Genomic DNA, 22,487 nt, shown 5'->3' with positions numbered 1-22,487 from the left:
CAGGGGCTCCGCCCCCGAACCCCCGGTCCTCAAACGCCGGACGGGCTGAAAGACCACAACACCGGCCGGAACCAGGGGAAAGGCAGGGGCGCAGCCCCGCTTTTCAGGGGCGCGGGGAACGGCGCGACCAGCCCCCACCCACCCGCAGCCGCCATACGGGAGAGGGACAGGGCGCAGCCCGTCCCAAGGGGCGCGGGGAACTGCGCGAACGGCCCCCACCGGCCCGCAGACGACCACAGGACAGGGCCAGGGCGGAGCCCCGCCCCTCAGGGGCGCGGGGAACTGCGCGGCCCGCCCCCACCCACCCGCACCCGACAAACACCCCACCCCACCCCCAAACCCCCGAGTGACTCAAATCCCACGGTTCGATACCCGGCGCCACCCAGCGGAGCGCACCGGCAGAATGGGGGTATGCCGATACCCGTGACCCCCAGCCGCGCCGACCTCCTCGACCACCTCGTCCAGACGCGTATCGCGGGCAACGTGGCCACCCCCCGCGAGAACAACCTCTCCCACTACCGCAAGCTGGCCAACGGCGACCGCAACTACTGGCTCGGTCTGGAGCTCGGCGACCGCTGGACCGACGAGCAGGACGTCCTCGCGGTGATGGCGGAGCGGTGCGGCGTGAACGACGACCCGGAGTACCGGTACGGCCAGGACACCATCGACCCCGAGCTGACCGTGGACGCGCTGGAGCGCATGGCGGGCCGCCTGCGCAAGGCCGCCGCCGGCAGACAGCGCGTGCTGTTCGCGACGGGCCACCCGGGCGGCCTGCTCGACGTGCACCGCGCCACCGCCGCCGCCCTGCGCGCGGCCGGCTGCGAGATCGTCGTCATCCCGGACGGCCTGACGACGGACGAGGGGTACGTCTTCCAGTTCGCCGACGTCGCCGTCCTGGAGCACGGCGCGACCCTGTGGCACACCCACTCGGGCGAGCCGATGCGGGCGATCCTGAAGGGCCTGGAGGGCGAGGGCCGCCCGCTGCCCGACCTGGTCGTCGCCGACCACGGCTGGGCGGGCTGCGCGGGCCAGCTGGGCGTGGACTCCGTGGGCTACGCGGACTGCAACGACCCGGCCCTGTTCCTCGCGGAGGCGGAGGGCACGGTCCAGGTGACCGTCCCCCTGGACGACCACGTGACGAGCCCCCGCCACTACGACCCGATGACGGCGTACCTGCTGGACGCGGCGGGCCTGACCGCGGCCGGCTAGGGGGTGTTTCGAGCGTCCCGCGGGATCCGGACCACGCCCTCCTGGATCACCGTGATCGCCAGCCGCCCGTCCTGCGTGTAGATCCGGGCCTGCCCGAGCCCCCGTCCCCCGGCCGCGGACGGCGACTCCTGGTCGTACAGGAGCCATTCGTCGGCGCGGAAGGGGCGGTGGAACCACATCGCGTGGTCGAGGGAGGCCCCGACGACGTCCCCGGTGACCCAGCCGCCGCGCCCGTGGGCGAGCAGCACGGAGTCGAGGAGCGTCATGTCGGAGACGTACGTGGCGAGGCAGACGTGCAGCAGCGGCTCGTCGATCGCGCCGTCGAGCTTGCCGTTCGTGCGGAACCAGACCTGCGAGCGCGGTTCGCGCGGCTTGCCGACGCTCGCGAACGGCGGCGCGTCGACATAGCGCAGGTCGACGGCGGCCCGGGCTTCCAGCATCCGCTGGGCGACACCCTGGTCCCCGTACGCCTCCAGGTACCGCGGCAGCATCTCGGCCGTGGTCTCCAGCGTCTCCGGGTCGGGCGCGGGCGGCATGGCGGCCTGGTGGTCCATGCCCTCCTCGTACGTCTGGAACGACGCGGAGAGATGGAAGATCGGCTGCCCGTGCTGGACGGCGACCACCCGGCGGGTCGTGAAGGACCGGCCGTCGCGGATGCGGTCGACGGTGTAGACGATGGGCGCGCCCGCGTCGCCGGCCCGCAGGAAGTAGGCGTGCAGCGAGTGGGCGTGCCGGTCCGCGGGGACCGTGCGCCCCGCAGCGACCAGCGCCTGCGCCGCGACCTGCCCGCCGAAGACGCGCGGGACGACGGCGAAGCGTGACTGACCGCGGAAGATGTCCTGCTCGATCCGCTCAAGGTCGAGCAGATCGAGCAGGCCCTCAAGTGCCTGACTCATGCGTCAGTTGTACCGTGCAGTCGTTTCCCGGATGGTTTCGCGGGCCTTACAGGCCCATGTTCTTCGCGATGATCGACTTCATGATCTCGCTGGTGCCGCCGTAGATGCGGTTGACGCGGTTGTCCGCGTACAGGCGGGCGATCGGGTACTCGTTCATGAAGCCGTAGCCGCCGTGCAGCTGGAGGCAGCGGTCGATGACGCGGTGCGCGACCTCGGTGCAGAACAGCTTCGCGGACGCGGCCTCGGCGGCCGACAGCTCGCCCTGGTCGAGTGCCTCCAGGGCGCGGTCGGCGACCGCCTGGGCGGCGTCGACCTCGGCCTGGCAGGCGGCCAGTTCGAACTTGGTGTTCTGGAAGTGCGAGACCGGCTTGCCGAAGACCGTGCGCTCAAGGACGTACTCCTTGGCGAAGCGGACGGCCGCGGCGGCCTGCGCGTACGCGCCGAACGCGATGCCCCAGCGCTCGGAGGGCAGGTTGCCGCCGAGGTAGTAGAAGCCCTTGTTCTCCTCGCCGAGGAGGTCCTCGACGGGCACCTTCACGTCGACGAACGCCAGCTCGGCGGTGTCGGAGGTCTTCAGCCCGAGCTTGTCGAGCTTGCGGCCCACCGAGTAGCCCTCGGACTTGGTGTCGACGGCGAAGAGGGAGATGCCGAAGCGGCGGTCCTCGGCCGTGGACGGGGAGGTGCGGGCGCAGACGATCACGCGGTCGGCGTGCACGCCGCCGGTGATGAAGGTCTTGGCGCCGTTGAGGACGTAGTGCGTGCCGTCCTCGCTGAGCTTGGCGGTGGTCTTCATGCCCGCGAGGTCGGAGCCGGTGCCCGGCTCGGTCATCGCGAGGGCCCACATCTCCTCGCCGGAGACGAACTTCGGCAGGAAGCGCTTCTTCTGCTCGTCGGTGGCGAGCGCCTTGATGTAGGGCAGGCCCAGCAGCACGTGCACACCGGAACCGCCGAAGGAGACACCCGCGCGGGCGGTCTCCTCGTACATCACGGCCTCGAACTTGTACGAGTCGATGCCGGCGCCGCCGAACTCCTCGTCCACCCGGATGCCGAAGACGCCCAGCTCGGCGAGCTTGTAGTAGAAGTCGCGGGGCGCCTGGCCCGCCGCGAACCACTCGTCGTAGACGGGGACGACCTCGGCCTCGATGAAGGCGCGCAGGGTCTCCCGGAACGCCTCGTGATCCTCGCTGAACACCGTACGGCGCACCGCCGCCACCTCCGCCTGGCTCAAGTTTCCATGTCCGAGCGCATACCTAAGCGCTTGCTCAGGCCTACGTTACCGGCCGGTCACGACCATCGTCCAGACCGGACCCCACAGGCATCCCGAGACGCTCGTCACGCCCCGGCCACTCAGGGCACCTCCGGCGCCCCGGGCTCCCCGGCCGCCGCGAACGCGCCCCTCGCCATACGGTGCAACAGTTCCGCCGTCCCCGCCCGTCCGGGCAGCGACCCGGGCCTCACCAGATGCGGTGTGGAGTTCAGCAGCCCGAAGACCGAGTGCACGGCCGAACGGGCGCCCGGCTCGGCCAGCGCGGGGTGGATCTCCCGTACGACCGCCACCCACAGCTCGACGTACTGCCGCTGCAGCTGCCGTACGAGCTTGCGGTCGCTGTCGCGCAGGCGGTCCAGCTCGCGGTCGTGCAGGGTGATCAGCGGGCGGTCGTCGAGCGCGAAGTCGATGTGCCCCTCGATGAGCGAGTCGAGGAGCGCCTCCGGGCTCCCGCCGGACTCCGCCACGCGGCGCTTTCCCCCGGTCAGCAGCTGCTCGCTGATCCCCACCAGCAGCTCGGCGAGCATCGCGTCCTTGCCCGCGAAGTGGCGGTACAGACCGGGCCCGCTGATGCCGACCGCGGCGCCTATCTCGTCGACGCCGACCCCGTGGAAGCCGCGCTCGGCGAAGAGCCGGGCGGCTTCCTTCAGGATCTGCTCGCGGCGGGTGGGGGCGTCGGTTCTGGTGGCCATGGAAGCAATTCTAGACAGGATGGTTAGCGCTCGTTAACCTGAAGGAAACGCGTTAACGCTCATTAACTTGTCGCGTGAGGGGACCGCAGGATGCACGAGGCACCGGAGCTCCACAGCGCGGCCGATCCCGCGTCGGAGGCCTGGCGGAACAACGAGGCGGCGCACCACGCCCTCGTCGGCGAACTGCGGCGCAAGCTCGCCGCTGCCCGGCTCGGCGGCGGTGAGCGGGCCCGCGCCCGGCACACCGCCCGCGGCAAGCTGCTGCCGCGCGACCGCGTGGACACGCTGCTCGACCCCGGCTCACCGTTCCTGGAGCTGGCCCCGCTGGCGGCCGACGGGCTCTACGAGGGGCAGGCCCCGGCGGCGGGCGTCATCGCGGGCATCGGCCGGGTCGCGGGCCGCGAGTGCGTGGTGGTCGCCAACGACGCCACGGTCAAGGGCGGCACGTACTACCCCATGACGGTGAAGAAGCACCTGCGCGCCCAGGAGGTGGCGCTGGAGAACCGCCTCCCCTGCGTCTACCTGGTGGACTCGGGCGGCGCCTTCCTCCCCATGCAGGACGAGGTCTTCCCCGACCGCGACCACTTCGGCCGGATCTTCTACAACCAGGCCCGGATGTCCGGGGCGGGCATCCCGCAGATCGCGGCCGTCCTCGGCTCGTGCACGGCCGGCGGGGCGTACGTCCCGGCGATGAGCGACGAGGCCGTCATCGTGCGCGGCCAGGGCACGATCTTCCTCGGCGGCCCGCCCCTGGTGAAGGCCGCGACCGGCGAGGTCGTCACGGCGGAGGAGCTGGGCGGCGGCGAGGTCCACTCCCGGGTCTCCGGTGTCACGGACCACCTCGCCGAGGACGACGCCCACGCCCTGCGGATCGTCCGCACGATCGTCTCGACGCTCCCCGACCGCGCCCCCCTGCCCTGGTCGGTCACGCAGGGCACGGAGCCGAAGGTGGACCCCGCCGGGCTGTACGGCGCGGTACCGGTCGACTCCCGCACCCCCTACGACGTACGCGAGGTCATCGCCCGCGTGGTGGACGGCTCGCGCTTCGCGGAGTTCAAGTCCGAGTTCGGCCAGACCCTCGTCACCGGCTTCGCGCACATCCACGGGCACCCGGTCGGGATCGTCGCCAACAACGGCATCCTGTTCTCCGAATCGGCCCAGAAGGGCGCGCACTTCATCGAACTGTGCGACCAGCGCGGCATCCCTCTCCTCTTCCTCCAGAACATCTCGGGCTTCATGGTGGGCCGCCAGTACGAGGCCGGGGGCATCGCCAAGCACGGCGCCAAGATGGTGACAGCGGTGGCCTGCACGCGCGTACCGAAGCTGACGGTGGTGGTCGGCGGGTCGTACGGGGCGGGCAACTACTCGATGTGCGGCCGGGCGTACTCCCCCCGCTTCCTGTGGATGTGGCCGAACGCCAAGATCTCCGTGATGGGCGGCGAGCAGGCCGCCTCCGTCCTCGCGACCGTCAAGCGCGACCAGCTGGAGGGCCGGGGCGAGTCCTGGCCGACGGACGAGGAAGAGGCCTTCAAGGACCCGATCCGCACCCAGTACGAGACCCAGGGCAACGCCTATTACGCCACGGCCCGGCTCTGGGACGACGGTGTGATCGACCCGATGGAGACCCGGCAGGTCCTGGGTCTGGCCCTGACCGCCTGTGCGAACGCGCCGCTGGGCGACCCCCAGTTCGGCGTCTTCCGGATGTAAGGGAACCCACAACGATGTTCGACACGGTATTGGTGGCCAACCGGGGCGAGATCGCCGTCCGGGTCATCCGGACACTGCGGTCGCTGGGCGTGCGCTCGGTGGCCGTGTACTCCGACGCGGACGCCGACGCCCGGCACGTGCGCGAGGCGGACACGGCGGTACGCATCGGTCCGGCCCCGGCCGCCGAGAGCTACCTCTCCGCGGAGCGCCTGCTGGAGGCGGCGGCGCGGACGGGCGCCCAGGCGGTGCACCCGGGCTACGGCTTCCTCGCCGAGAACGCGGACTTCGCGCGGGCGTGCACGGAAGCGGGCCTGGTCTTCATCGGCCCGTCGTCGGACGCCATCTCCCTGATGGGCGACAAGATCCGCGCCAAGGAGACGGTGCGGGCGGCCGGGGTCCCGGTGGTACCGGGCTCGTCCGGCAGCGGCCTGAGCGACGAACAACTGGCCGCCTCCGCCCGGGAGATCGGCATGCCGGTGCTCCTGAAGCCTTCGGCCGGCGGCGGCGGCAAGGGCATGCGCCTGGTACGGGACGCGGCCGTGCTCCCGGAGGAGATCGCCGCGGCTCGCCGTGAGGCCCGCTCCTCCTTCGGCGACGACACCCTCCTCGTGGAGCGATGGGTCGACCGCCCCCGGCACATCGAGATCCAGGTCCTGGCGGACGGCCACGGGAACGTGGTGCACCTCGGCGAGCGCGAGTGCTCCCTCCAGCGCCGGCACCAGAAGATCATCGAAGAGGCGCCGAGCGTGTTCCTCGACGAGAAGACGCGGGCCGCGATGGGCGAGGCGGCGGTCCAGGCGGCCCGCTCCTGCGGGTACTCGGGCGCGGGCACGGTGGAGTTCATCGTCCCCGGCGACGACCCGGCCTCCTACTACTTCATGGAGATGAACACCCGCCTCCAGGTGGAGCACCCGGTGACGGAGCTGATCACGGGCATCGACCTGGTGGAGTGGCAACTACGGGTGGCGGCGGGCGAACGTCTCGACTTCGCCCAGGAGGACGTGACGTTCACCGGGCACGCTGTCGAGGCCCGGGTGTGCGCCGAGGACCCGGCGCGGGGTTTCCTGCCGTCCGGCGGCACGATCCTGAGCCTGTACGAGCCCCAGGGCGACGGCGTCCGCACCGACTCCGGCCTGACGGAGGGCACGGAGGTCGGCTCGCTCTACGACCCGATGCTGTCGAAGGTGATCGCGTACGGCCCCGACCGCGCGACGGCCCTGCGCCGCCTGCGCGCGGCCCTGGCGCAGACGGTGACGCTGGGCGTGCAGACGAACGCGGGGTTCCTCCGGAAGCTGCTGGCCCATCCGGCGGTGGTGGCGGGGGAGCTGGACACGGGGTTGGTGGAGCGGGAGGTGGAGGGGCTGGTCTCGGATTCGGTCCCCGGGGAGGTGTACGTGGCGGCGGGCGTCCTGCGCCAGGCGTCTCTCTTCCCCCACCCCGCCCCTTCCCGAAACCAGGGGCTGCGCCCCCGGACCCCTCGTCCTCAAACGCCGGACGGGCTGGGTGGGTGGACCGATCCGTTCTCCGTGCCGAGCGGCTGGCGCCTGGGCGGCGAGGCGGCTTGGACGGTGCACCATGTGCGGGTGCCGGGCCACGACGCCGTGACTGTGCGGGTACGGAGCACGGGGTCGGGGACGGAGGTCAGGCTGGGGGACGACGACGGCGAGGCCGCGGGTTCCGGGGCGCCTGACGGCGCAGCCGTCATTCCTCCCAGCAGCCACTGGGTGGCAGGCGGCGCAGCCGAGTCCCTTCGGGGGTCCGGGGGCTGGCCCCCGGTTTCGGGAAGGGGCGGGGCTGGGGAAGAAGAAAGCCCCTCCACCCTCACCCTCCACCTGGACGGCCAGACCCACACCTTCCACCGCTCCGGCACCTGGCTCGGCCGCGACGGCGACGCGTGGAACGTCATGGACCACGACCCCGTCACCGCCTCCCTCTCCGGCGCCGCGCACGGCGGCGCCGACTCCCTCACCGCCCCCATGCCCGGCACGGTCACCGTCGTGAAGGTGGCGGCCGGGGACGAGGTGAGCGCCGGTCAGAGCCTGCTGGTCGTGGAGGCGATGAAGATGGAGCACGTCATCTCCGCCCCGCACGCCGGCACCGTCACCGAGCTGGACGTCACCCCGGGCACGACGGTCGCCATGGACCAGGTCCTGGCCGTGATCGCGCCCCAGGAACCGACGGCACCGCTGGAGGAACAGGCATGACGACCCCCGAACTCGGCCTGCCCATGGCCGTACCGGCCGAAGGCCTCCCCGCCAGGGTCCGTATCCACGAGGTCGGCGCCCGCGACGGCCTGCAGAACGAGAAGGCGACCGTCCCGACGGAGATCAAGGCGGAGTTCATCCACCGCCTCGCCGCCGCGGGCCTCACGACCATCGAGGCGACGAGCTTCGTCCACCCCAAGTGGGTGCCCCAACTGGCGGACGCGGAGCAGCTGTTCCCGCTCGTGAGGGAGCTAGGCGCCCCCGACGGCACGGCGGCGCTCCCCGTCCTCGTACCGAACGAACGGGGCCTGGACCGCGCCCTGTCCCTCGGCGCGTCCCGGATCGCGGTGTTCGCCAGCGCCACGGAGTCCTTCGCCAAGGCCAACCTCAACCGCACCGTCGACGAGGCGCTGGCGATGTTCGAGCCGGTGGTCGCCCGGGCCAAGGCGCAGGACGCCCACGTGCGCGGCTACCTCTCCATGTGCTTCGGCGACCCGTGGGAGGGCCCGGTGCCGCTCCCGCAGGTCGTACGCGTCTGCCGGGCCCTGCGCGACATGGGCTGCGACGAGTTGAGCCTCGGCGACACGATCGGCGTGGCGACCCCGGGCCACGTGACCGCGCTGCTCACCGCGCTGAACGAGGAGAACATCCCCACGCCCTCCCTGGCCGTGCACTTCCACGACACGTACGGGCAGGCGCTCGCCAACACCCTGGCCGCGCTCCAGCACGGAGTGACGACCGTGGACGCGTCCGCGGGCGGCCTCGGCGGCTGCCCGTACGCGAAGAGCGCCACCGGCAACCTCGCCACCGAAGACCTCGTATGGATGCTGACGGGCCTCGGCATCGACACCGGGGTCGATCTCGGCCTCCTCACCGCCACCAGCGTGTGGATGGCCGAACAACTGGGCCGACCCAGCCCGTCCCGCACCGTCCGCGCCCTCTCCCACAAGGAGTGACCACCATGCCTCTGGACCACCGCCTCTCCCCGGAACTGGACGAACTCCGGCGCACGGTCGCCGACTTCGCCCACGACGTCGTGGCGCCGAAGATCGGCGACTTCTACGAGCGGCATGAGTTCCCGTACGAGATCGTCCGCGAGATGGGCCGCATGGGCCTGTTCGGGCTGCCGTTCCCGGAGGAGCACGGCGGCATGGGCGGCGACTATCTGGCGCTGGGCATCGTCCTCGAAGAACTGGCGCGCGTCGACTCGTCGGTGGCGATCACCCTGGAGGCGGGGGTGTCGCTGGGCGCGATGCCGATCCACCTCTTCGGGACGCCGGAGCAGAAAGCGGAGTGGCTGCCCCGCCTCTGCTCGGGCGAACTGCTCGGCGCGTTCGGCCTGACCGAGCCGGACGGCGGCTCGGACGCGGGCGCGACGCGTACGACGGCCCGCCTGGACGAGACGACGGACGAATGGGTGATCAACGGCTCCAAGTGCTTCATCACCAACTCGGGTACGGACATCACGGGCTTGGTGACGGTCACGGCGGTCACGGGCCGCAAGCCGGACGGCGGGCCCCTGATCTCCTCGATCATCGTCCCGTCCGGCACCCCGGGCTTCACGGTGGCGGCCCCCTACTCCAAGGTCGGCTGGAACGCCTCGGACACCCGCGAACTGTCCTTCGCGGACGTCCGCGTCCCGGCCGCGAACCTGCTCGGCGCCGAGGGCCGCGGCTACGCCCAGTTCCTCCGCATCCTGGACGAGGGCCGCATCGCGATCGCGGCCCTGGCGACGGGCCTGGCCCAGGGCTGCGTGGACGAGTCGGTGAAGTACGCGAAGGAACGGCACGCCTTCGGCCGCCCGATCGGCGCGAACCAGGCGATCCAGTTCAAGATCGCGGACATGGAGATGCGGGCCCACACGGCCCGCCTGGCCTGGCGCGACGCGGCCTCCCGCCTGGTCGCGGGCGAACCGTTCAAGAAGGAGGCGGCCCTGGCCAAACTCCACTCCTCCACGATCGCCGTCGACAACGCCCGCGACGCCACCCAGATCCACGGCGGCTACGGCTTCATGAACGAGTACCCGGTGGCCCGCATGTGGCGAGACTCCAAGATCCTGGAAATCGGCGAGGGCACGAGCGAGGTCCAACGCATGCTGATCGCCCGAGAACTGGGCCTGACGGGCTGACCGGGCCGCCCGCCCGGCCTCCCGTCACCTGACCGCCCTCACCATCGGCCGACGCCAGCTCGAAGCCCTGATATGCGCCCTCGGCATAGGCCAGAGGAAAAGTCACTCGTACGACTGACCGCATGCCATTCGGCCGCCCGGCAGCAACGCTGCTCACTACGTTCCGTCGCATGGTCAGCTCACCACATGAGGCGATGCACCAGATCTTCAGGGAGGATCCCCGGCTGTTCGCCCGGGCCCTCCCGAAGGCTGGCATCACTCTTCCCGAACCCGCGGAAGTCCAGCTCCTGGACACCGATCTCACCGAGATCAGGCCTCTCGAACGCCGCGTGGACACCCTGTTGCGGGTCGACACGGCGGACAGCGGGAGTTACCTGCTCGCCATCGAGATGCAGGGACGCAGGGACCCGGACAAGCTCAACAGCTGGACGTACTACCTGGCGCACCTCTACGCCAAGTACGAGCTGCCGCCGGTCCTCCTTGTCGTCTGTCAGGACAAGACCACCGCGTCCTGGGCGGCCGAGCCCATCCGTATCGGCCCGTCCACCCACACCAGCATCGCCGTCTTCCCCTTGGTCCTGGGGCCCGACAACCTTCCCGCGATCATCGACCCGGACGAGGCGGCGCAGGACCTCGGCCTCTCCGTCTTCTCAGCACTCACCCACGCCAAGGATCCGGCCCTCCCTGCGATACTGGACGCACTGGCGACGGCACTCGTCGACACCGGCGGCGAGATCGCGAAGGACTGGGCGGAATTCACTGAGATCGGTCTGGGTGACCCCCGGACGCGCGCACTCTGGAGGAACTTGATGGCCACGTACACCAGTCGCTTCCCCGGCAGCGGGACCCTGATCGAAGAGAGCATCAACAAGGGCCTGGCCGAGGGAGAGTCGCGCGGTCGGACCAACGATATCCTCCGCCTCCTCACCCTCCGCGGCATCGACGTCCCCGAAGCCGCCCACGAGCGCATCACCGGCTGCACCGATCTGGAGACCCTGGGCGTCTGGTTCGACCGGTCGGTCACGGCCGTCGACGTGGAGGAACTGTTCGCGCCGTAGTGAGCCACCGGCGCGGACCTGCGCACGGCCGCCCGTAGGGCGACGGCCGGTAGCGGCGAGGCGAGGAAACTCGGCTGTCTTCGCCTCACGGCGGGCGGTCGCACAGCCCGTTCACAGCGGGGCCGATGGGCCGTCGCGGGCGTTTCGGCAGGTGGAACCCGTCTCCTGGACAGGAGCTGAGGTTAGGCTAACCTACCTTCGCATCCGTCCGGTGGGCCATCCACCCTGTTCGAAAGCAGTCACGCCATGTCCAACGCCCGTGCCACCCATCTCACCCGACGCGGCATCCTCGCCGCCGGCGGGGCCGTCGGCCTCGGTGCCGTTCTGGCCGCCTGCGGTGACGACGACCCGAAAAGCGGTGGCTCGGCGGACAAGTCGAAGGCCACCTCGTCCGGCCCCTGGACGTTCAAGGACGACCGTGACGAGACCGTGAAGCTCGACAAGGTCCCGGCGAACATCGTCGCGTTCACCGGTGTCGCCGCCGCCCTCTTCGACTACGGCATCGAGGTCAAGGGCGTCTTCGGCCCGACGAAGACGAAGGACGGCAAGGCCGACGTCCAGGCCGGCGACATGGACGTCAGCAAGGTGACGGTCCTCGGCAACGTGTACGGCCAGTTCAACGTCGAGAAGTACGCCACGCTCGCCCCGGACGTGCTGATCTCCACGATGTTCGACGACGCCGGCACCCTCTGGTACGTCCCCGCGGAGTCCAAGGACAAGATCTCCAAGCTCGCCCCGAGCGTCGGCATCTCCGTCTACGACCGTCAGCTGCCCAAGCCGCTGGAGCGCATGCTCGCGCTCGCCGAGTCGCTGGGCGCGGACGTGAAGGCCGCCAAGACCGTCGAGGCGAAGAAGAACTTCGAGGCGGCGGCCGAGCGGCTGCGCGCCGCCGCCAAGGCCCGCCCGGAGATCAAGGTCCTCGCCGGTTCCGCCAGCCAGGACATCTTCTACGTGTCCGGCTCGAACCTCTCCATCGACCTGGAGTACTTCAAGGCCCTCGGCGTGAACCTCGTCGAGCCGCCGGCCAAGGTCCTCAAGGCCAGCGGCGGTTGGTTCGAGAACCTGAGCTGGGAGAACGTCGACAAGTACCCGGCCGACATCATCATCATGGACGACCGCACCGCGACCATCCAGCCCGCCGACATCACCGAGGCGACCTGGAAGAAGCTGCCCGCCGTCAAGGCCGGCCAGGTCATCGGCCGCACCCCCGAGCCGATCCTCTCCTACGACAAGTGCACCCCCATGCTCAACAACCTCGCAGAGGCCATCGAAAAGGCCAAGAAGGTCGCCTGAGCCCGGATCAGGGGCGCAAGCCCCTGAAAGGGGCGCGGGGAACTGCGCGGCCCGCCCCCACCGGGCCCGCAGGCAAGCCAGTCGAGAGTCATGCGTCACAGGAATAGCGAGGCGCACCCTCAAGCACAGGAACTTAGGTTAGGCTAACCTAAGTTAAGCGCCGCCCCCCACGGCCCCGTCATGCGCCCGTCCCTCTCCCGCCCCTCCGGAGGACTCCCCCATGCGCTCGCACCTGCTCAATGACACGACCGCGGACCGGTACCGCCGTTCCGTGACCGAAGGAATAGAGCGGGTGGCGGCCAAACTCGCCACCACCGAACGACCGTTCACGGGCGTCACGGTCGACGCCCTCGCCCCCCGCATCGACCGGATCGACCTCGACAAGCCACTGCACGACACCACCGCGGTGCTCGACGAGCTGGAGGACGTCTACCTTCGGGACGCGATCTACTTCCACCACCCCCGCTACCTCGCCCACCTCAACTGCCCGGTGGTCATACCGGCCGTGGTCGGCGAAGCGGTCCTGTCCGCCGTCAACTCCTCCCTGGACACCTGGGACCAGTCGGCCGGCGGCACCCTCATCGAGCGCAGGCTCATCGACTGGACGAACGAGCGCATCGGGTTCGGCCGCTCCGCCGACGGCGTGTTCACCTCCGGCGGCTCGCAGTCCAACCTCCAGGCACTGCTGCTCGCCCGCGAGGAGGCCAAGTCCGACTCGTACGCCAAACTGCGGATCTTCGCCTCCGAGGCGAGCCACTTCAGCGTCAAGAAGTCCGCGAAACTGCTCGGCCTCAGCCAGGACGCCGTGGTCACCGTCCCCACCGGCAACGACAAGCGCATGCAGACCGTCGCGCTCGCCCACGAGCTGGAGCGCTGCAGGCGGGACGGCCTGATCCCGATGGCCGTGGTCGCGACCGCCGGCACCACCGACTTCGGCTCCATCGACCCGCTGCCCGAGATCGCCGAGCTGTGCGAGCAGTTCGGCGCCTGGCTGCACGTGGACGCCGCGTACGGCTGCGGACTGCTCGCCTCGCTCAAGAACCGGCACCGCATCGACGGCATCGAGCGCGCCGACTCGGTCACCGTGGACTACCACAAGTCCTTCTTCCAGCCGGTGAGTTCGTCCGCCGTCCTCGTCCGCGACGCGACCACCCTGCGGCACGCCACCTACCACGCGGAGTACCTCAACCCGCGGCGCATGGTGCAGGAGCGCATCCCCAACCAGGTCGACAAGTCCCTGCAGACCACGCGCCGGTTCGACGCCCTCAAACTGTGGATGACGCTGCGGACGATGGGCGCCGACGGCATCGGCCGGCTCTTCGACGAGGTCTGCGACCTGGCCGAGCAGGGCTGGAAGCTGCTGGCCGCCGACCCGCGCTACGACGTCGTGGTCGCCCCCTCCCTCTCCACCCTCGTCTTCCGCTACATCCCGGCCGCCGTCACCGACCCCGCCGAGATCGACCGCGCGAACCTGTACGCCCGCAAGGCCCTGTTCGCCTCCGGCGACGCGGTGGTCGCGGGGACGAAGGTCGGCGGCCGTCACTTCCTGAAGTTCACCCTGCTCAACCCCGAGACCACGACGGACGACATCTCCGCCGTGCTCGACCTGATCGCCGGCCACGCCGAGCAGTACCTTGGAGAGTCCCTTGACCGCGCTTCCTGAACCCGCTGACTCCGCCGTGCGCACAGCACACGATTTCATCGGCATCGGTCTTGGCCCCTTCAACCTCGGCCTCGCCTGCCTCACCGAGCCGATCGACGAACTCGACGGAGTCTTCCTGGAGTCCAAGCCGGACTTCGAGTGGCACTCCGGGATGTTCCTGGAGGGCGCGCACCTCCAGACGCCGTTCATGTCGGACCTGGTCACCCTGGCCGACCCGACGTCCCCGTACTCCTTCCTGAACTACCTCAAGGAGTCGGGCCGTCTGTACTCGTTCTACATCCGCGAGAACTTCTACCCGCTGCGCGTCGAGTACGACGACTACTGCCGCTGGGCCGCCTCGAAACTCACGAGTGTCCGCTTCGGCACGACGGTCGCGGAGGTGACGTACGAGGACGCGCACGAGGTGTATGTCGTGCGGACCACCGCCGGTGACGAGTACCGCGCCCGGCATCTCGTCCTCGGCACCGGCACTCCCCCGTACGTCCCGGAGGCCTGCGCGGACCTCGGCGGGGACTTCATCCACAACTCCCGCTACCGGCAGCACAAGCGGGAGCTGCAGGCCAAGAAGTCGATCACGCTGGTCGGCAGCGGGCAGTCCGCCGCCGAGATCTACCACGACCTGCTGAGCGAGATCGACGTCCACGGCTACCGGCTGAACTGGGTCACGCGCTCCCCGCGGTTCTTCCCGCTGGAGTACACCAAGCTCACGCTGGAGATGACCTCCCCGGAGTACGTCGACTACTTCCACGCGCTGCCCGAGCGGACCCGCTACCGCCTCCAGTCGGAGCAGAAGGGCCTGTTCAAGGGCATCGACGGGGAGCTGATCGACTCGATCTTCGACCTGCTCTACCAGAAGAACCTCGGCGGCCCGGTCCCCACCCGTCTGCTCACCAACTCGGCGCTGAAAGAAGCGGGTTACGAGAACGGCACGTACACCCTGGGGCTGCGCCAGGAGGAGCAGGAGACGGACTACGAGCTGCAGTCCGAGGGCCTGATCCTGGCGACCGGCTACAAGTACGTGGAGCCCGCGTTCCTGGAGCCGGTGCGCGACCGGATCCGCTACGACGGGCACGGCAACCACGACGTGGCGCGCAACTACGCCATCGACACGACCGGCCGCGGGATCTTCCTGCAGAACGCCGGCGTCCACACCCACTCGGTGACGTCACCGGATCTCGGCATGGGCGCGTACCGCAACGCGTACATCATCCGGGAGCTGCTCGGCACCGAGTACTACCCGGTGGAGAAGTCCATCGCGTTCCAGGAGTTCGCCGTATGAGCGCCCCGGGAACGGGCGACGGCGTGGGCACCCTCGCCATCCGCCCCCTCGACCCTCTCAAGGACGCGGAGCTGCTGCACTCCTGGGTGACCGACCCCAAGGCGGCGTTCTGGATGATGCAGGACGCGAAACTGCAGGACGTCGAGCGCGAGTACATGGCCATCGCGGCCAACGAGCACCATCACGCGTATCTCGGTCTGCACGACGGCCGGCCCGCGTTCCTGATGGAGAAGTACGACCCCCGGTACATCGAACTCGTCGGGCTGTACGAGCCCGAACCGGGTGACGTCGGTATGCACTTCCTGGTCGCCCCCACCGACCGGCCCGTGCACGGCTTCACCCGGGCCGTCATCACCGCCGTGATGGACGAGCTGTTCGCCGACCCCCGCACCCGCCGGGTCGTCGTCGAGCCCGATGTCACCAACAAGGCGGTCCACGCGCTCAACGAGACCGTCGGTTTCGTCCCCGAGCGCGAGATCGAGAAGCCGGAGAAGCGCGCGCTGCTGTCCTTCTGCACGCGCGAACAGTTCCTGAACCGGCGCAGCCCGGCCAGCCGAGGAGTTTCCCTGTGACCCTGTCCGACGCCGTGGCGCATCTGTCCCCCCACCGCTGGGCCCGGGCCAATCGCCTCCTGATCCGCAAAGCCCTCGCCGAGTTCGCCCACGAGCGCCTGATCACCCCCGAGCCCCTCGACGAGGGTGGCACCGGCGAAAAAGCCGGGTACGCCGTCCGCAGCGACGACGGTCTGACCCGCTACCGCTTCACCGCGACCCGCCGCGCCCTCAACCACTGGCAGGTCGACGCCGAGTCGATCACCCGCAGCCGTGACGGCGCTGAACTCCCCCTCGCTGCGCTGGACTTCTTCATCGAGCTGAAAAAATCACTCGGCCTGAGCGACGAGGTGCTGCCGGTCTACCTGGAGGAGATCTCCTCCACCCTCTCCGGCACCTGCTACAAGCTCACCAAGCCGCAGCTCACCTCTCCCGAGCTGGCGAAGAGCGGCTTCCAGGAGATCGAGACGGGGATGACCGAGGGCCACCCCTGCTTCGTCGCCAACAACGGCCGGCTCGGCTTCGGCATCCACGAGTACCTGTCGTACGCGCCGGAGACCGCGAGCCCGGTACGGCTGGTGTGGCTGGCCGCGCACCGCTCGCGGGCCGCGTTCACGGCGGGTGTGGGCATCGAGTACGAGTCGTTCCTCCAGGGCGAGCTGGGCAAGGAGACCGTGGACCGCTTCCACGGCACGCTCCGCGACCAGGGCCTCGACCCGGCCGACTACCTGTTCATCCCGGTCCACCCCTGGCAGTGGTGGAACAAACTGACGGTGACCTTCGCCGCCGAGGTCGCCCGGCAGCACCTGGTGTGCCTGGGCGAGGGCGGCGACGAGTACCTGGCCCAGCAGTCGATCCGGACGTTCTTCAACAAGAGCGAGCCCGAGAAGCACTATGTGAAGACCGCCCTGTCGGTCATCAACATGGGCTTCATGCGCGGCCTGTCCGCCGCCTACATGGAGGCGACCCCGGCCATCAACGACTGGCTGGCGCAGCTCATCGACAACGACCCGGTGCTGCGGTCGACCGGCCTGTCGATCATCCGCGAACGCGCGGCCGTCGGCTACCGGCACCTGGAGTACGAGGCCGCCACCGACCGCTACTCCCCGTACCGCAAAATGCTCGCCGCCCTGTGGCGCGAGAGCCCGGTCCCCACGCTCGGCGACGGCGAGTCCCTGGCCACCATGGCCTCGCTCGTCCACGTGGACCACGAGGGCTCCTCGATCGCGGCCGCGCTGATCGAACGCTCGGGCCTCACCCCGGTGGAGTGGCTGCGCCGCTACCTCCGCGCCTACCTCACTCCGCTGCTGCACAGTTTCTACGCGTACGACCTGGTGTTCATGCCGCACGGCGAGAACGTCATCCTCGTCCTCAGGGACGGGGCGGTCGAGCGGGCGATCTACAAGGACATCGCCGAGGAGATCGCCGTCATGGACCCGGACGCGGTGCTCCCGCCGACGGTCGAGCGGCTGCGCGTCGACGTCCCCGAGGACAAGAAACTCCTGTCGATCTTCACCGACGTCTTCGACTGCTTCTTCCGCTTCCTGGCGGCGAACCTGGCGGCCGAGGGCGTCATCGAGGAGGACGACTTCTGGCGGACGGTCGCCGACTGCGTACGCGACTACCAGGCGTCCGCGCCCGAACTCGCGGACAAGTTCAGGCAGTACGACCTGTTCGTGCCCGAGTTCGCGCTGTCCTGCCTCAACCGGCTGCAGCTGCGCGACAACGAGCAGATGGTGGACCTCTCCGACCCGGCCGGGGCCCTCCAGCTCGTGGGCACCCTGAAGAACCCCATAGCCGGGCTGTAGGACCTGTTCCGCAGCCCCCACAGCAGGCGGGCGCCCCCATGTACGGTCCCAGGGGCGCCCGCCGTCGCACTCGGTCGTGATCAGTGACTACTGTGCGGGCCAGGGCACTTGCGGCGACCGGTAGTAGTCGATGCCCAGGGCGTCCCAGCGGGGCGCCTGCGCGGCGAGCCGCACCTTGTAGGTGTCCCAGTCGTGCGTCGAGGCGGGCGACCAGCCCAGCTCGGCCACGCCCGGCAGCCGCGGGAACGCCATGTACTCGATGTGCTTCGAGGTCGACAGCGTCTCCGTCCACAGCGGCGCCTCGACCCCGCGTACGGCCGAACCGGTGACACCCGGCAGATAGTCGCCCGGATCCCAGTCGTACGACCGCCGCACCTCCACCAGCCCGGCCCAGGCCTGGCCGAGGGGTGTGTCGGCGGTGTACTTCATGTCCAGGTACACGCGGTCGGCGGGCGAGAGGACGATCCCGGTGCCGTTCCTGGCCGCCGCCGCGACCTGTTCCTTCTCGGCGGCGCTCGTGTCGTCGAGACCCCAGTACTGGGCCAGCGCGCCCTTCGCGGGAGCCGCCCCGGTCAGCTGGTGCCAACCCATCACGGACTTCCCGTACTTGGCGACGATCGGCTGGACCTTCTCCATGAAGGCCACATAGTCCTCGTGGCTGGTGGAGTGCGCCTCGTCACCGCCGATGTGGAGGTACCTGCCCGGTGTGAGCGCGGCCAGTTCGCGGATGACGTCGTCCACGAAGTCGTACGTCACCGGCTTGTCGACGCACAGCGAACTGAAGCCGACCTCGGTGCCGGTGTAGAGCGGCGGGGCGACACCGTCGCAGTTCAGCTCCGCGTACGAGGCGAGCGCCGCGTTCGTGTGACCGGGCATGTCGATCTCGGGCACGACCTCCAGATGCCGCGAGGCGGCGTACCGCACGAGGTCCTTGTACTGGGCCTTCGTGTAATAACCGCCGGGCCCGCCGCCACCGACCTGGGTGGAACCGCCGTACGTGGCGAGGCGCGGCCAGGAGTCGATGGCGATGCGCCAGCCCTGGTCGTCGCTGAGGTGCAGATGCAGCGTGTTGATCTTGTAGAGCGCGAGCTGGTCGATGTAGCGCTTGACCTGGTCCACGGTGAAGAAGTGCCGGGATACGTCCAGCATGGCGCCGCGGTAGCCGTAGCGGGGGGTGTCCATGACGGTGCCGCCGGCGACGGCCCAGGGTCCCGGCTGCTTCGAGTCCTTCTCGACCGCCGCGGGCAGCAGTTGCCGCAGGGTCTGCACACCGTGGAAGAGCCCGGCGGCCTCGCGGGCGGTGATCGTGACAGCACCCTTCCCGCTGGTCAGCCGGTACCCCTCGGCGCCGAGGCTCCCGGTGCCCTTCTCACTGATCCTCAGCCGGATGCCGTCGCCGCCCGGGTCGTCGGTGACGGGAAGCCGGTAGCCGGTCGACGGCCGCAGCACCCCGGCGAGGTACGAGCCGACGTCCCGGACCTCCTTCGACCGGTCCACGCGGATGCGCGTACCGCTCGTGATCCGGTACGGAGAGCCGCCCGGGTCGACCGAGGCGGGTGCCGGGACGACCCGGCCCAGCGGAGTGACGGTGCGGTCGACTGTGGGGTCGGGCGCGGACGGTGCCGCGCCGACCACGGAGATACCGGCGGCTGCCACGAGCAGCAGCGTACCGAGCAGACGGGGCGTTCTGTGCTGTCTCACATGCGCTCCCTTCGAATGGGTATAGACCACTCTCCCGCAGAGCCGGTGAAACAATCCCCCTCATGGCGGAAATCATCCAGCGGGACGGCACGTGGACCTTCGACGGCGACGCCCTGCGGCTGGTGCCGGGCCGCGACAAGAACGTGGGCGTGCTGCGCAAGTCCCTGGGTGAACTCACGGTCCCGCTGGGCGCGTTGGCGGGGATCTCGTTCGAGCAGGGCAAGAAGTCCGGCCGGCTCAGGCTGCGGCTGCGGGACGGCGCGGATCCGCTGCTGCACGCGACCGGGGGCAGGCTCACGGACGCCTCCGACCCCTACCAGCTGACCGTCGAGTCGGACCGTTACGGCGTGGCCGAGTACTTCGTGGACGAGATCCGCAACGCGCTGCTCCTCGACGAGGTGCCGACCACCGCCGTCGACCGCTATCTGGTGCCGGGCCCCGCCGTGCCGCTGTCCGTCTCCGCCGGGGACGGCACGGCGAGCTTCGACGGGGAGCAGGTCCGGCTGGAGTGGAACTGGAAGACGGAGGAGGCCAAGTCGGCCGCGGGCGCGCGTACGCTCGCGCTGGCGGACATCCAGGCCGTGGAGTGGCAGCCGTCGGTGGGGCTGGAGAACGGGCATCTGCGCTTCACGGTCCGGGGCGCCCCGACGAAGGCGCCGCCGAAGTACGACCCGAACGCGGTCGAACTGTGGGGCTTCAAGAAGGACCCTTTGATGGCACTGGTGGCGGCGGCGGTCCAGGCCCGCCTCCCCCACCCGTCGGCTCCGACGCCCACTCCCGCGAAGCAACTCGCCCCGCCGGAGGTGGACCACGACGCCCTCCTCCGCCGCCTCCGCGAACTGGGCGCCCTACGCGACTCGGGCGTCCTGACGGAGGAGGAATTCACTCTGGCCAAGCAGGCGATTCTGCGGGGGATGTAGTTGCGGGGGGGGGAGGCTGCGGGCCCGGTGGGGGCTGGCCGCGCAGTTCCCCGCGCCCCTTAAAGGCCAAGTGCGGGCCGGTGGGGGCCATTCGCGCAGTTCCCCGCTCCCCTCGGGACGGGCTGCGCCCAGCCCGCGTATCGCACCTGCGGGTGTGTGGGGGTTGAGCGCGCCGTTCCCCGCGCCCCTCGGGGCGGGCTGCGCCCTGCCCTCGTATCGCGGCTGCAGACGCGTGGACACGCCCTGCGCCCTGCCCGCCACGGGAAAAGCAGGGGCGCAGCCCCGCTTTTCAGGGGCGCGGGGAACTGCGCGGCCAGCCCCCACCGGCCCGCACGTGGGCCTTTTTGGGGGCGCGGGGAACTGCGCGGCCGACCCCCACGCACCCGCAGCCGACAATCAGCCTCACCCAGCGGAGCGAACCCGCGCCACAGTGAACCGGTCGACCTCCTCCCCCGTCTCCGCGATCCCCGTGACCCTCAGCGTCGCAAGCCGCCCCCGACCGGCCGGCGTCACATCCACCCGCAGGAACGAGTAGTCCAGGTACCGGACCCGCGACCACGCGACCGTCTCCTGCTCACGCCCCCCGTCCGCCAGGCACACGAAGGACGACACGGAGTCGTCGTCCTTCACATGCCCCTCGTACGACTCGTCCGCACTGAACGCGTACAGACTCCGCCCCGCCGCCCCCGCGGTCACGTACACGACTCCGTCCGTCTCGGGATACGCGGTCCCGCCGATCGGCAACTCCTTGGCGACCGCGTTCCCCTTGAGGACATCGGTCCGCTCGTACACGTGGTTGTGCCCGTTGATCACCAGATCGACCGTGTACTTCTCGAACAGCGGCACCCACTCCTGCCGCACCCCGCCCTCGGACGCGTGCGCGGTGGACGTGCAGTAGGCGCAGTGATGGAAGAAGACAACGATGAAGTCGATCCCCTTCTCCCCCCGGTACTTCTTGAGCTGCGTCTCCAGCCACCTGGTCTGCGTACCGCCGGAGATCCCGAGGTTGGCCGGAATCTCGAAGGAGATGTCGTTGGCGTCGAGCGAGATGACCGCCGTGTTGCCGTGCACGAAGGTGTAGACGCCGGGCAGGTTCTTGCTGTCGGGCCCGTTCCCGGGAAGCCGCCAGCGGGCCTCCTCGCCGCCGTAGCCGTTCGGGGAGTACCAGGCCTCCATGTCGTGGTTGCCGTACGACACCATCCACGGCACCTGCTTGGCGACCGACTCGGTCTGCGCGAGGAACTGGTCCCAGGTCCGCGAGTCGTACCCGGTGTCCTCCTTCTTGCCCATGCCGGACGGATCCGCGTACGCGATGTCTCCGGCGTGCAGGTGGAACGCAGGACCCTGCGCCAGGATCAGGCTGTCGTTGGCGAGCCCGTGGTAGCTGACGCCCTGGTCGCCGAAGGCGGTGAACGTGAACGGCTCGGCGTGCGCGGGCGCGGTGGTGAAGGTCCCGATCGTGCCCGCGAACCGCGGCTCGGCCGGGTCGAAGCCCTCGTGCCCGACGCCGTAGTAGTAGGTACGCCCGGGCCGCAGCCGGCTCAGCTCGGCGTGCAGGTAGTACTGCGTGTGATCGCCACTGGCTCCGACCCCGGCGGGGGTGAAGAGCGTGCGGACCTCGGCCTCGATCTTCCGGGAGAGGTCCCACGGATGGGCACCGATCCGGATGTACGGCTTCCGCACGGCGACCGGGACCTGCCAGGAGACGGTCATCCCGGTCCGCGCGTCGGCCCCGTACGCGAGGTGCCGGCCGAACGGCGCGACCAGCGCCCCGTCGACCTTCCCGGCGGCGGACGCCGACGCGGTCGCGGCACCCCGCGCGGCCCCCGGCACGGCGGCCTGCGCACTCGCCCCCGGCAGGAACGCGCCACCCACGACGGCGCCCACGGTGACGGCCCCGCCCCTGATCATCGTGCGCCGGGAGAATCTGGAGTGCAGATATTCGTGCTGTTCGGCCATGCTCATGCGCCCGGCGAGCCGCTCGGGGATCCCCATACGTGGAATGTCCATGGCTGGAAAGGTGCTCCCGGCAACCATCCGTCCGCGGGCCGCGGGGTGAACAGGCCCCGAACAGGCTCCCATAAGAGTTTCAACAGCCTCTTGCCCGAAAT

Annotated in this window: 17 protein-coding genes; 12 read left to right on the top strand and 5 right to left on the bottom strand. The window is 70.1% G+C overall.

Translation table 11 applies throughout. The features are described from left to right. The first annotated feature begins 411 nt into the window (after positions 1-411). On the top strand, positions 412-1,209 hold the full coding sequence (locus J8N05_RS11570; RefSeq protein WP_210882389.1) for a phosphatase: 798 nt from the start codon (positions 412-414) through the stop codon (positions 1,207-1,209). On the opposite strand, the gene J8N05_RS11565 is transcribed toward J8N05_RS11570, so the two are convergent. The 3 genes from J8N05_RS11565 to J8N05_RS11555 all read right to left on the bottom strand — a co-directional run bounded on the left by J8N05_RS11565 (position 1,206) and on the right by J8N05_RS11555 (position 4,064). Continuing rightward, positions 1,206-2,105, bottom strand: a complete 900-nt coding sequence (locus J8N05_RS11565) for an acyl-CoA thioesterase (RefSeq protein WP_210882388.1) — start codon at positions 2,103-2,105, stop codon at positions 1,206-1,208. The genes J8N05_RS11570 and J8N05_RS11565 overlap by 4 nt on opposite strands. Positions 2,106-2,151: 46 nt before the next feature. Further along, positions 2,152-3,309: an acyl-CoA dehydrogenase family protein gene (locus J8N05_RS11560; RefSeq protein WP_107016428.1), complete on the bottom strand. Its 1,158-nt coding sequence runs from the start codon at positions 3,307-3,309 to the stop codon at positions 2,152-2,154. A 143-nt stretch (positions 3,310-3,452) separates the two neighbouring features. Further along, positions 3,453-4,064, bottom strand: coding sequence for an SACE_7040 family transcriptional regulator (locus J8N05_RS11555; protein WP_210882387.1), 612 nt, complete (start codon positions 4,062-4,064; stop codon positions 3,453-3,455). 90 nt (positions 4,065-4,154) lie between these two features. Here J8N05_RS11555 and J8N05_RS11550 point away from each other — a divergent pair, with 90 nt between their 5' ends. The 10 genes from J8N05_RS11550 to J8N05_RS11505 all read left to right on the top strand — a co-directional run bounded on the left by J8N05_RS11550 (position 4,155) and on the right by J8N05_RS11505 (position 17,755). Next, a complete protein-coding gene (locus J8N05_RS11550) occupies positions 4,155-5,771 on the top strand; it encodes a carboxyl transferase domain-containing protein (RefSeq protein WP_210882386.1) in 1,617 nt (538 codons plus the stop codon). A 14-nt stretch (positions 5,772-5,785) separates the two neighbouring features. Next, positions 5,786-7,975 carry an acetyl/propionyl/methylcrotonyl-CoA carboxylase subunit alpha gene (locus J8N05_RS11545; protein WP_210882384.1) on the top strand — a complete coding sequence of 730 codons (2,190 nt, stop codon included), beginning with the start codon at positions 5,786-5,788 and terminating at the stop codon, positions 7,973-7,975. Next, on the top strand, positions 7,972-8,931 hold the full coding sequence (locus J8N05_RS11540; protein ID WP_210882382.1) for a hydroxymethylglutaryl-CoA lyase: 960 nt from the start codon (positions 7,972-7,974) through the stop codon (positions 8,929-8,931). Before J8N05_RS11545 ends, J8N05_RS11540 begins: the two co-directional genes overlap by 4 nt. Before the next feature lie 11 nt (positions 8,932-8,942). Continuing rightward, positions 8,943-10,103 carry an acyl-CoA dehydrogenase family protein gene (locus J8N05_RS11535; RefSeq protein ID WP_210890140.1) on the top strand — a complete coding sequence of 387 codons (1,161 nt, stop codon included), beginning with the start codon at positions 8,943-8,945 and terminating at the stop codon, positions 10,101-10,103. Between the two features lie 170 nt (positions 10,104-10,273). After that, a complete protein-coding gene (locus J8N05_RS11530; RefSeq protein WP_210882380.1) occupies positions 10,274-11,161 on the top strand; it encodes a hypothetical protein in 888 nt (295 codons plus the stop codon). Between the two features lie 246 nt (positions 11,162-11,407). Then, positions 11,408-12,454: an ABC transporter substrate-binding protein gene (locus J8N05_RS11525; RefSeq protein WP_210882379.1), complete on the top strand. Its 1,047-nt coding sequence runs from the start codon at positions 11,408-11,410 to the stop codon at positions 12,452-12,454. A gap of 220 nt (positions 12,455-12,674) precedes the next feature. Further along, the gene (desA, locus tag J8N05_RS11520; RefSeq protein WP_210882377.1) at positions 12,675-14,117 is read left to right on the top strand and encodes a lysine decarboxylase DesA; all 1,443 of its coding nucleotides are present in this window, start codon (positions 12,675-12,677) and stop codon (positions 14,115-14,117) included. Then, a complete protein-coding gene (locus J8N05_RS11515) occupies positions 14,101-15,396 on the top strand; it encodes a lysine N(6)-hydroxylase/L-ornithine N(5)-oxygenase family protein (RefSeq protein WP_210882376.1) in 1,296 nt (431 codons plus the stop codon). Before desA ends, J8N05_RS11515 begins: the two co-directional genes overlap by 17 nt. After that, the gene (locus J8N05_RS11510; protein ID WP_210882375.1) at positions 15,393-15,968 is read left to right on the top strand and encodes a GNAT family N-acetyltransferase; all 576 of its coding nucleotides are present in this window, start codon (positions 15,393-15,395) and stop codon (positions 15,966-15,968) included. Before J8N05_RS11515 ends, J8N05_RS11510 begins: the two co-directional genes overlap by 4 nt. Continuing rightward, positions 15,965-17,755, top strand: a complete 1,791-nt coding sequence (locus tag J8N05_RS11505; protein WP_210882374.1) for an IucA/IucC family protein — start codon at positions 15,965-15,967, stop codon at positions 17,753-17,755. The genes J8N05_RS11510 and J8N05_RS11505 overlap by 4 nt, the downstream gene beginning before the upstream one ends. Before the next feature lie 87 nt (positions 17,756-17,842). On the opposite strand, the gene J8N05_RS11500 is transcribed toward J8N05_RS11505, so the two are convergent. Beyond that, positions 17,843-19,456 (bottom strand): beta-N-acetylhexosaminidase, encoded by a 1,614-nt coding sequence (locus J8N05_RS11500; RefSeq protein WP_210882373.1) that lies wholly within the window; start codon positions 19,454-19,456, stop codon positions 17,843-17,845. Between the two features lie 62 nt (positions 19,457-19,518). On the opposite strand from J8N05_RS11500, the gene J8N05_RS11495 reads away from it, so the two are divergent. After that, the gene (locus J8N05_RS11495; RefSeq protein WP_210882372.1) at positions 19,519-20,376 is read left to right on the top strand and encodes a DUF4429 domain-containing protein; all 858 of its coding nucleotides are present in this window, start codon (positions 19,519-19,521) and stop codon (positions 20,374-20,376) included. A gap of 402 nt (positions 20,377-20,778) precedes the next feature. On the opposite strand, the gene J8N05_RS11490 is transcribed toward J8N05_RS11495, so the two are convergent. After that, entirely contained in the window at positions 20,779-22,371 is a 1,593-nt protein-coding gene (locus J8N05_RS11490; protein ID WP_210890139.1) for a purple acid phosphatase family protein, read from the bottom strand. Positions 22,372-22,487: the final 116 nt, after the last annotated feature.

The organism is Streptomyces liliiviolaceus, assembly GCF_018070025.1.
Lineage (GTDB): Bacteria > Actinomycetota > Actinomycetes > Streptomycetales > Streptomycetaceae > Streptomyces > Streptomyces liliiviolaceus.
This window is presented reverse-complemented; position numbering and strand designations above follow the sequence as displayed.

Coding starts and splice junctions, on each gene's coding strand:
- J8N05_RS11570 (WP_210882389.1), top strand. CDS start 412: ATGCCGATACCCGTGACCCCCAGCCGCGCCGACCTCCTCGACCACCTC.
- desA (WP_210882377.1), top strand. CDS start 12,675: ATGCGCTCGCACCTGCTCAATGACACGACCGCGGACCGGTACCGCCGT.
- J8N05_RS11495 (WP_210882372.1), top strand. CDS start 19,519: ATGGCGGAAATCATCCAGCGGGACGGCACGTGGACCTTCGACGGCGAC.
- J8N05_RS11530 (WP_210882380.1), top strand. CDS start 10,274: ATGGTCAGCTCACCACATGAGGCGATGCACCAGATCTTCAGGGAGGAT.
- J8N05_RS11565 (WP_210882388.1), bottom strand. CDS start 2,105: ATGAGTCAGGCACTTGAGGGCCTGCTCGATCTGCTCGACCTTGAGCGG.
- J8N05_RS11510 (WP_210882375.1), top strand. CDS start 15,393: ATGAGCGCCCCGGGAACGGGCGACGGCGTGGGCACCCTCGCCATCCGC.
- J8N05_RS11555 (WP_210882387.1), bottom strand. CDS start 4,064: ATGGCCACCAGAACCGACGCCCCCACCCGCCGCGAGCAGATCCTGAAG.
- J8N05_RS11525 (WP_210882379.1), top strand. CDS start 11,408: ATGTCCAACGCCCGTGCCACCCATCTCACCCGACGCGGCATCCTCGCC.
- J8N05_RS11540 (WP_210882382.1), top strand. CDS start 7,972: ATGACGACCCCCGAACTCGGCCTGCCCATGGCCGTACCGGCCGAAGGC.
- J8N05_RS11490 (WP_210890139.1), bottom strand. CDS start 22,371: ATGGGGATCCCCGAGCGGCTCGCCGGGCGCATGAGCATGGCCGAACAG.
- J8N05_RS11550 (WP_210882386.1), top strand. CDS start 4,155: ATGCACGAGGCACCGGAGCTCCACAGCGCGGCCGATCCCGCGTCGGAG.
- J8N05_RS11545 (WP_210882384.1), top strand. CDS start 5,786: ATGTTCGACACGGTATTGGTGGCCAACCGGGGCGAGATCGCCGTCCGG.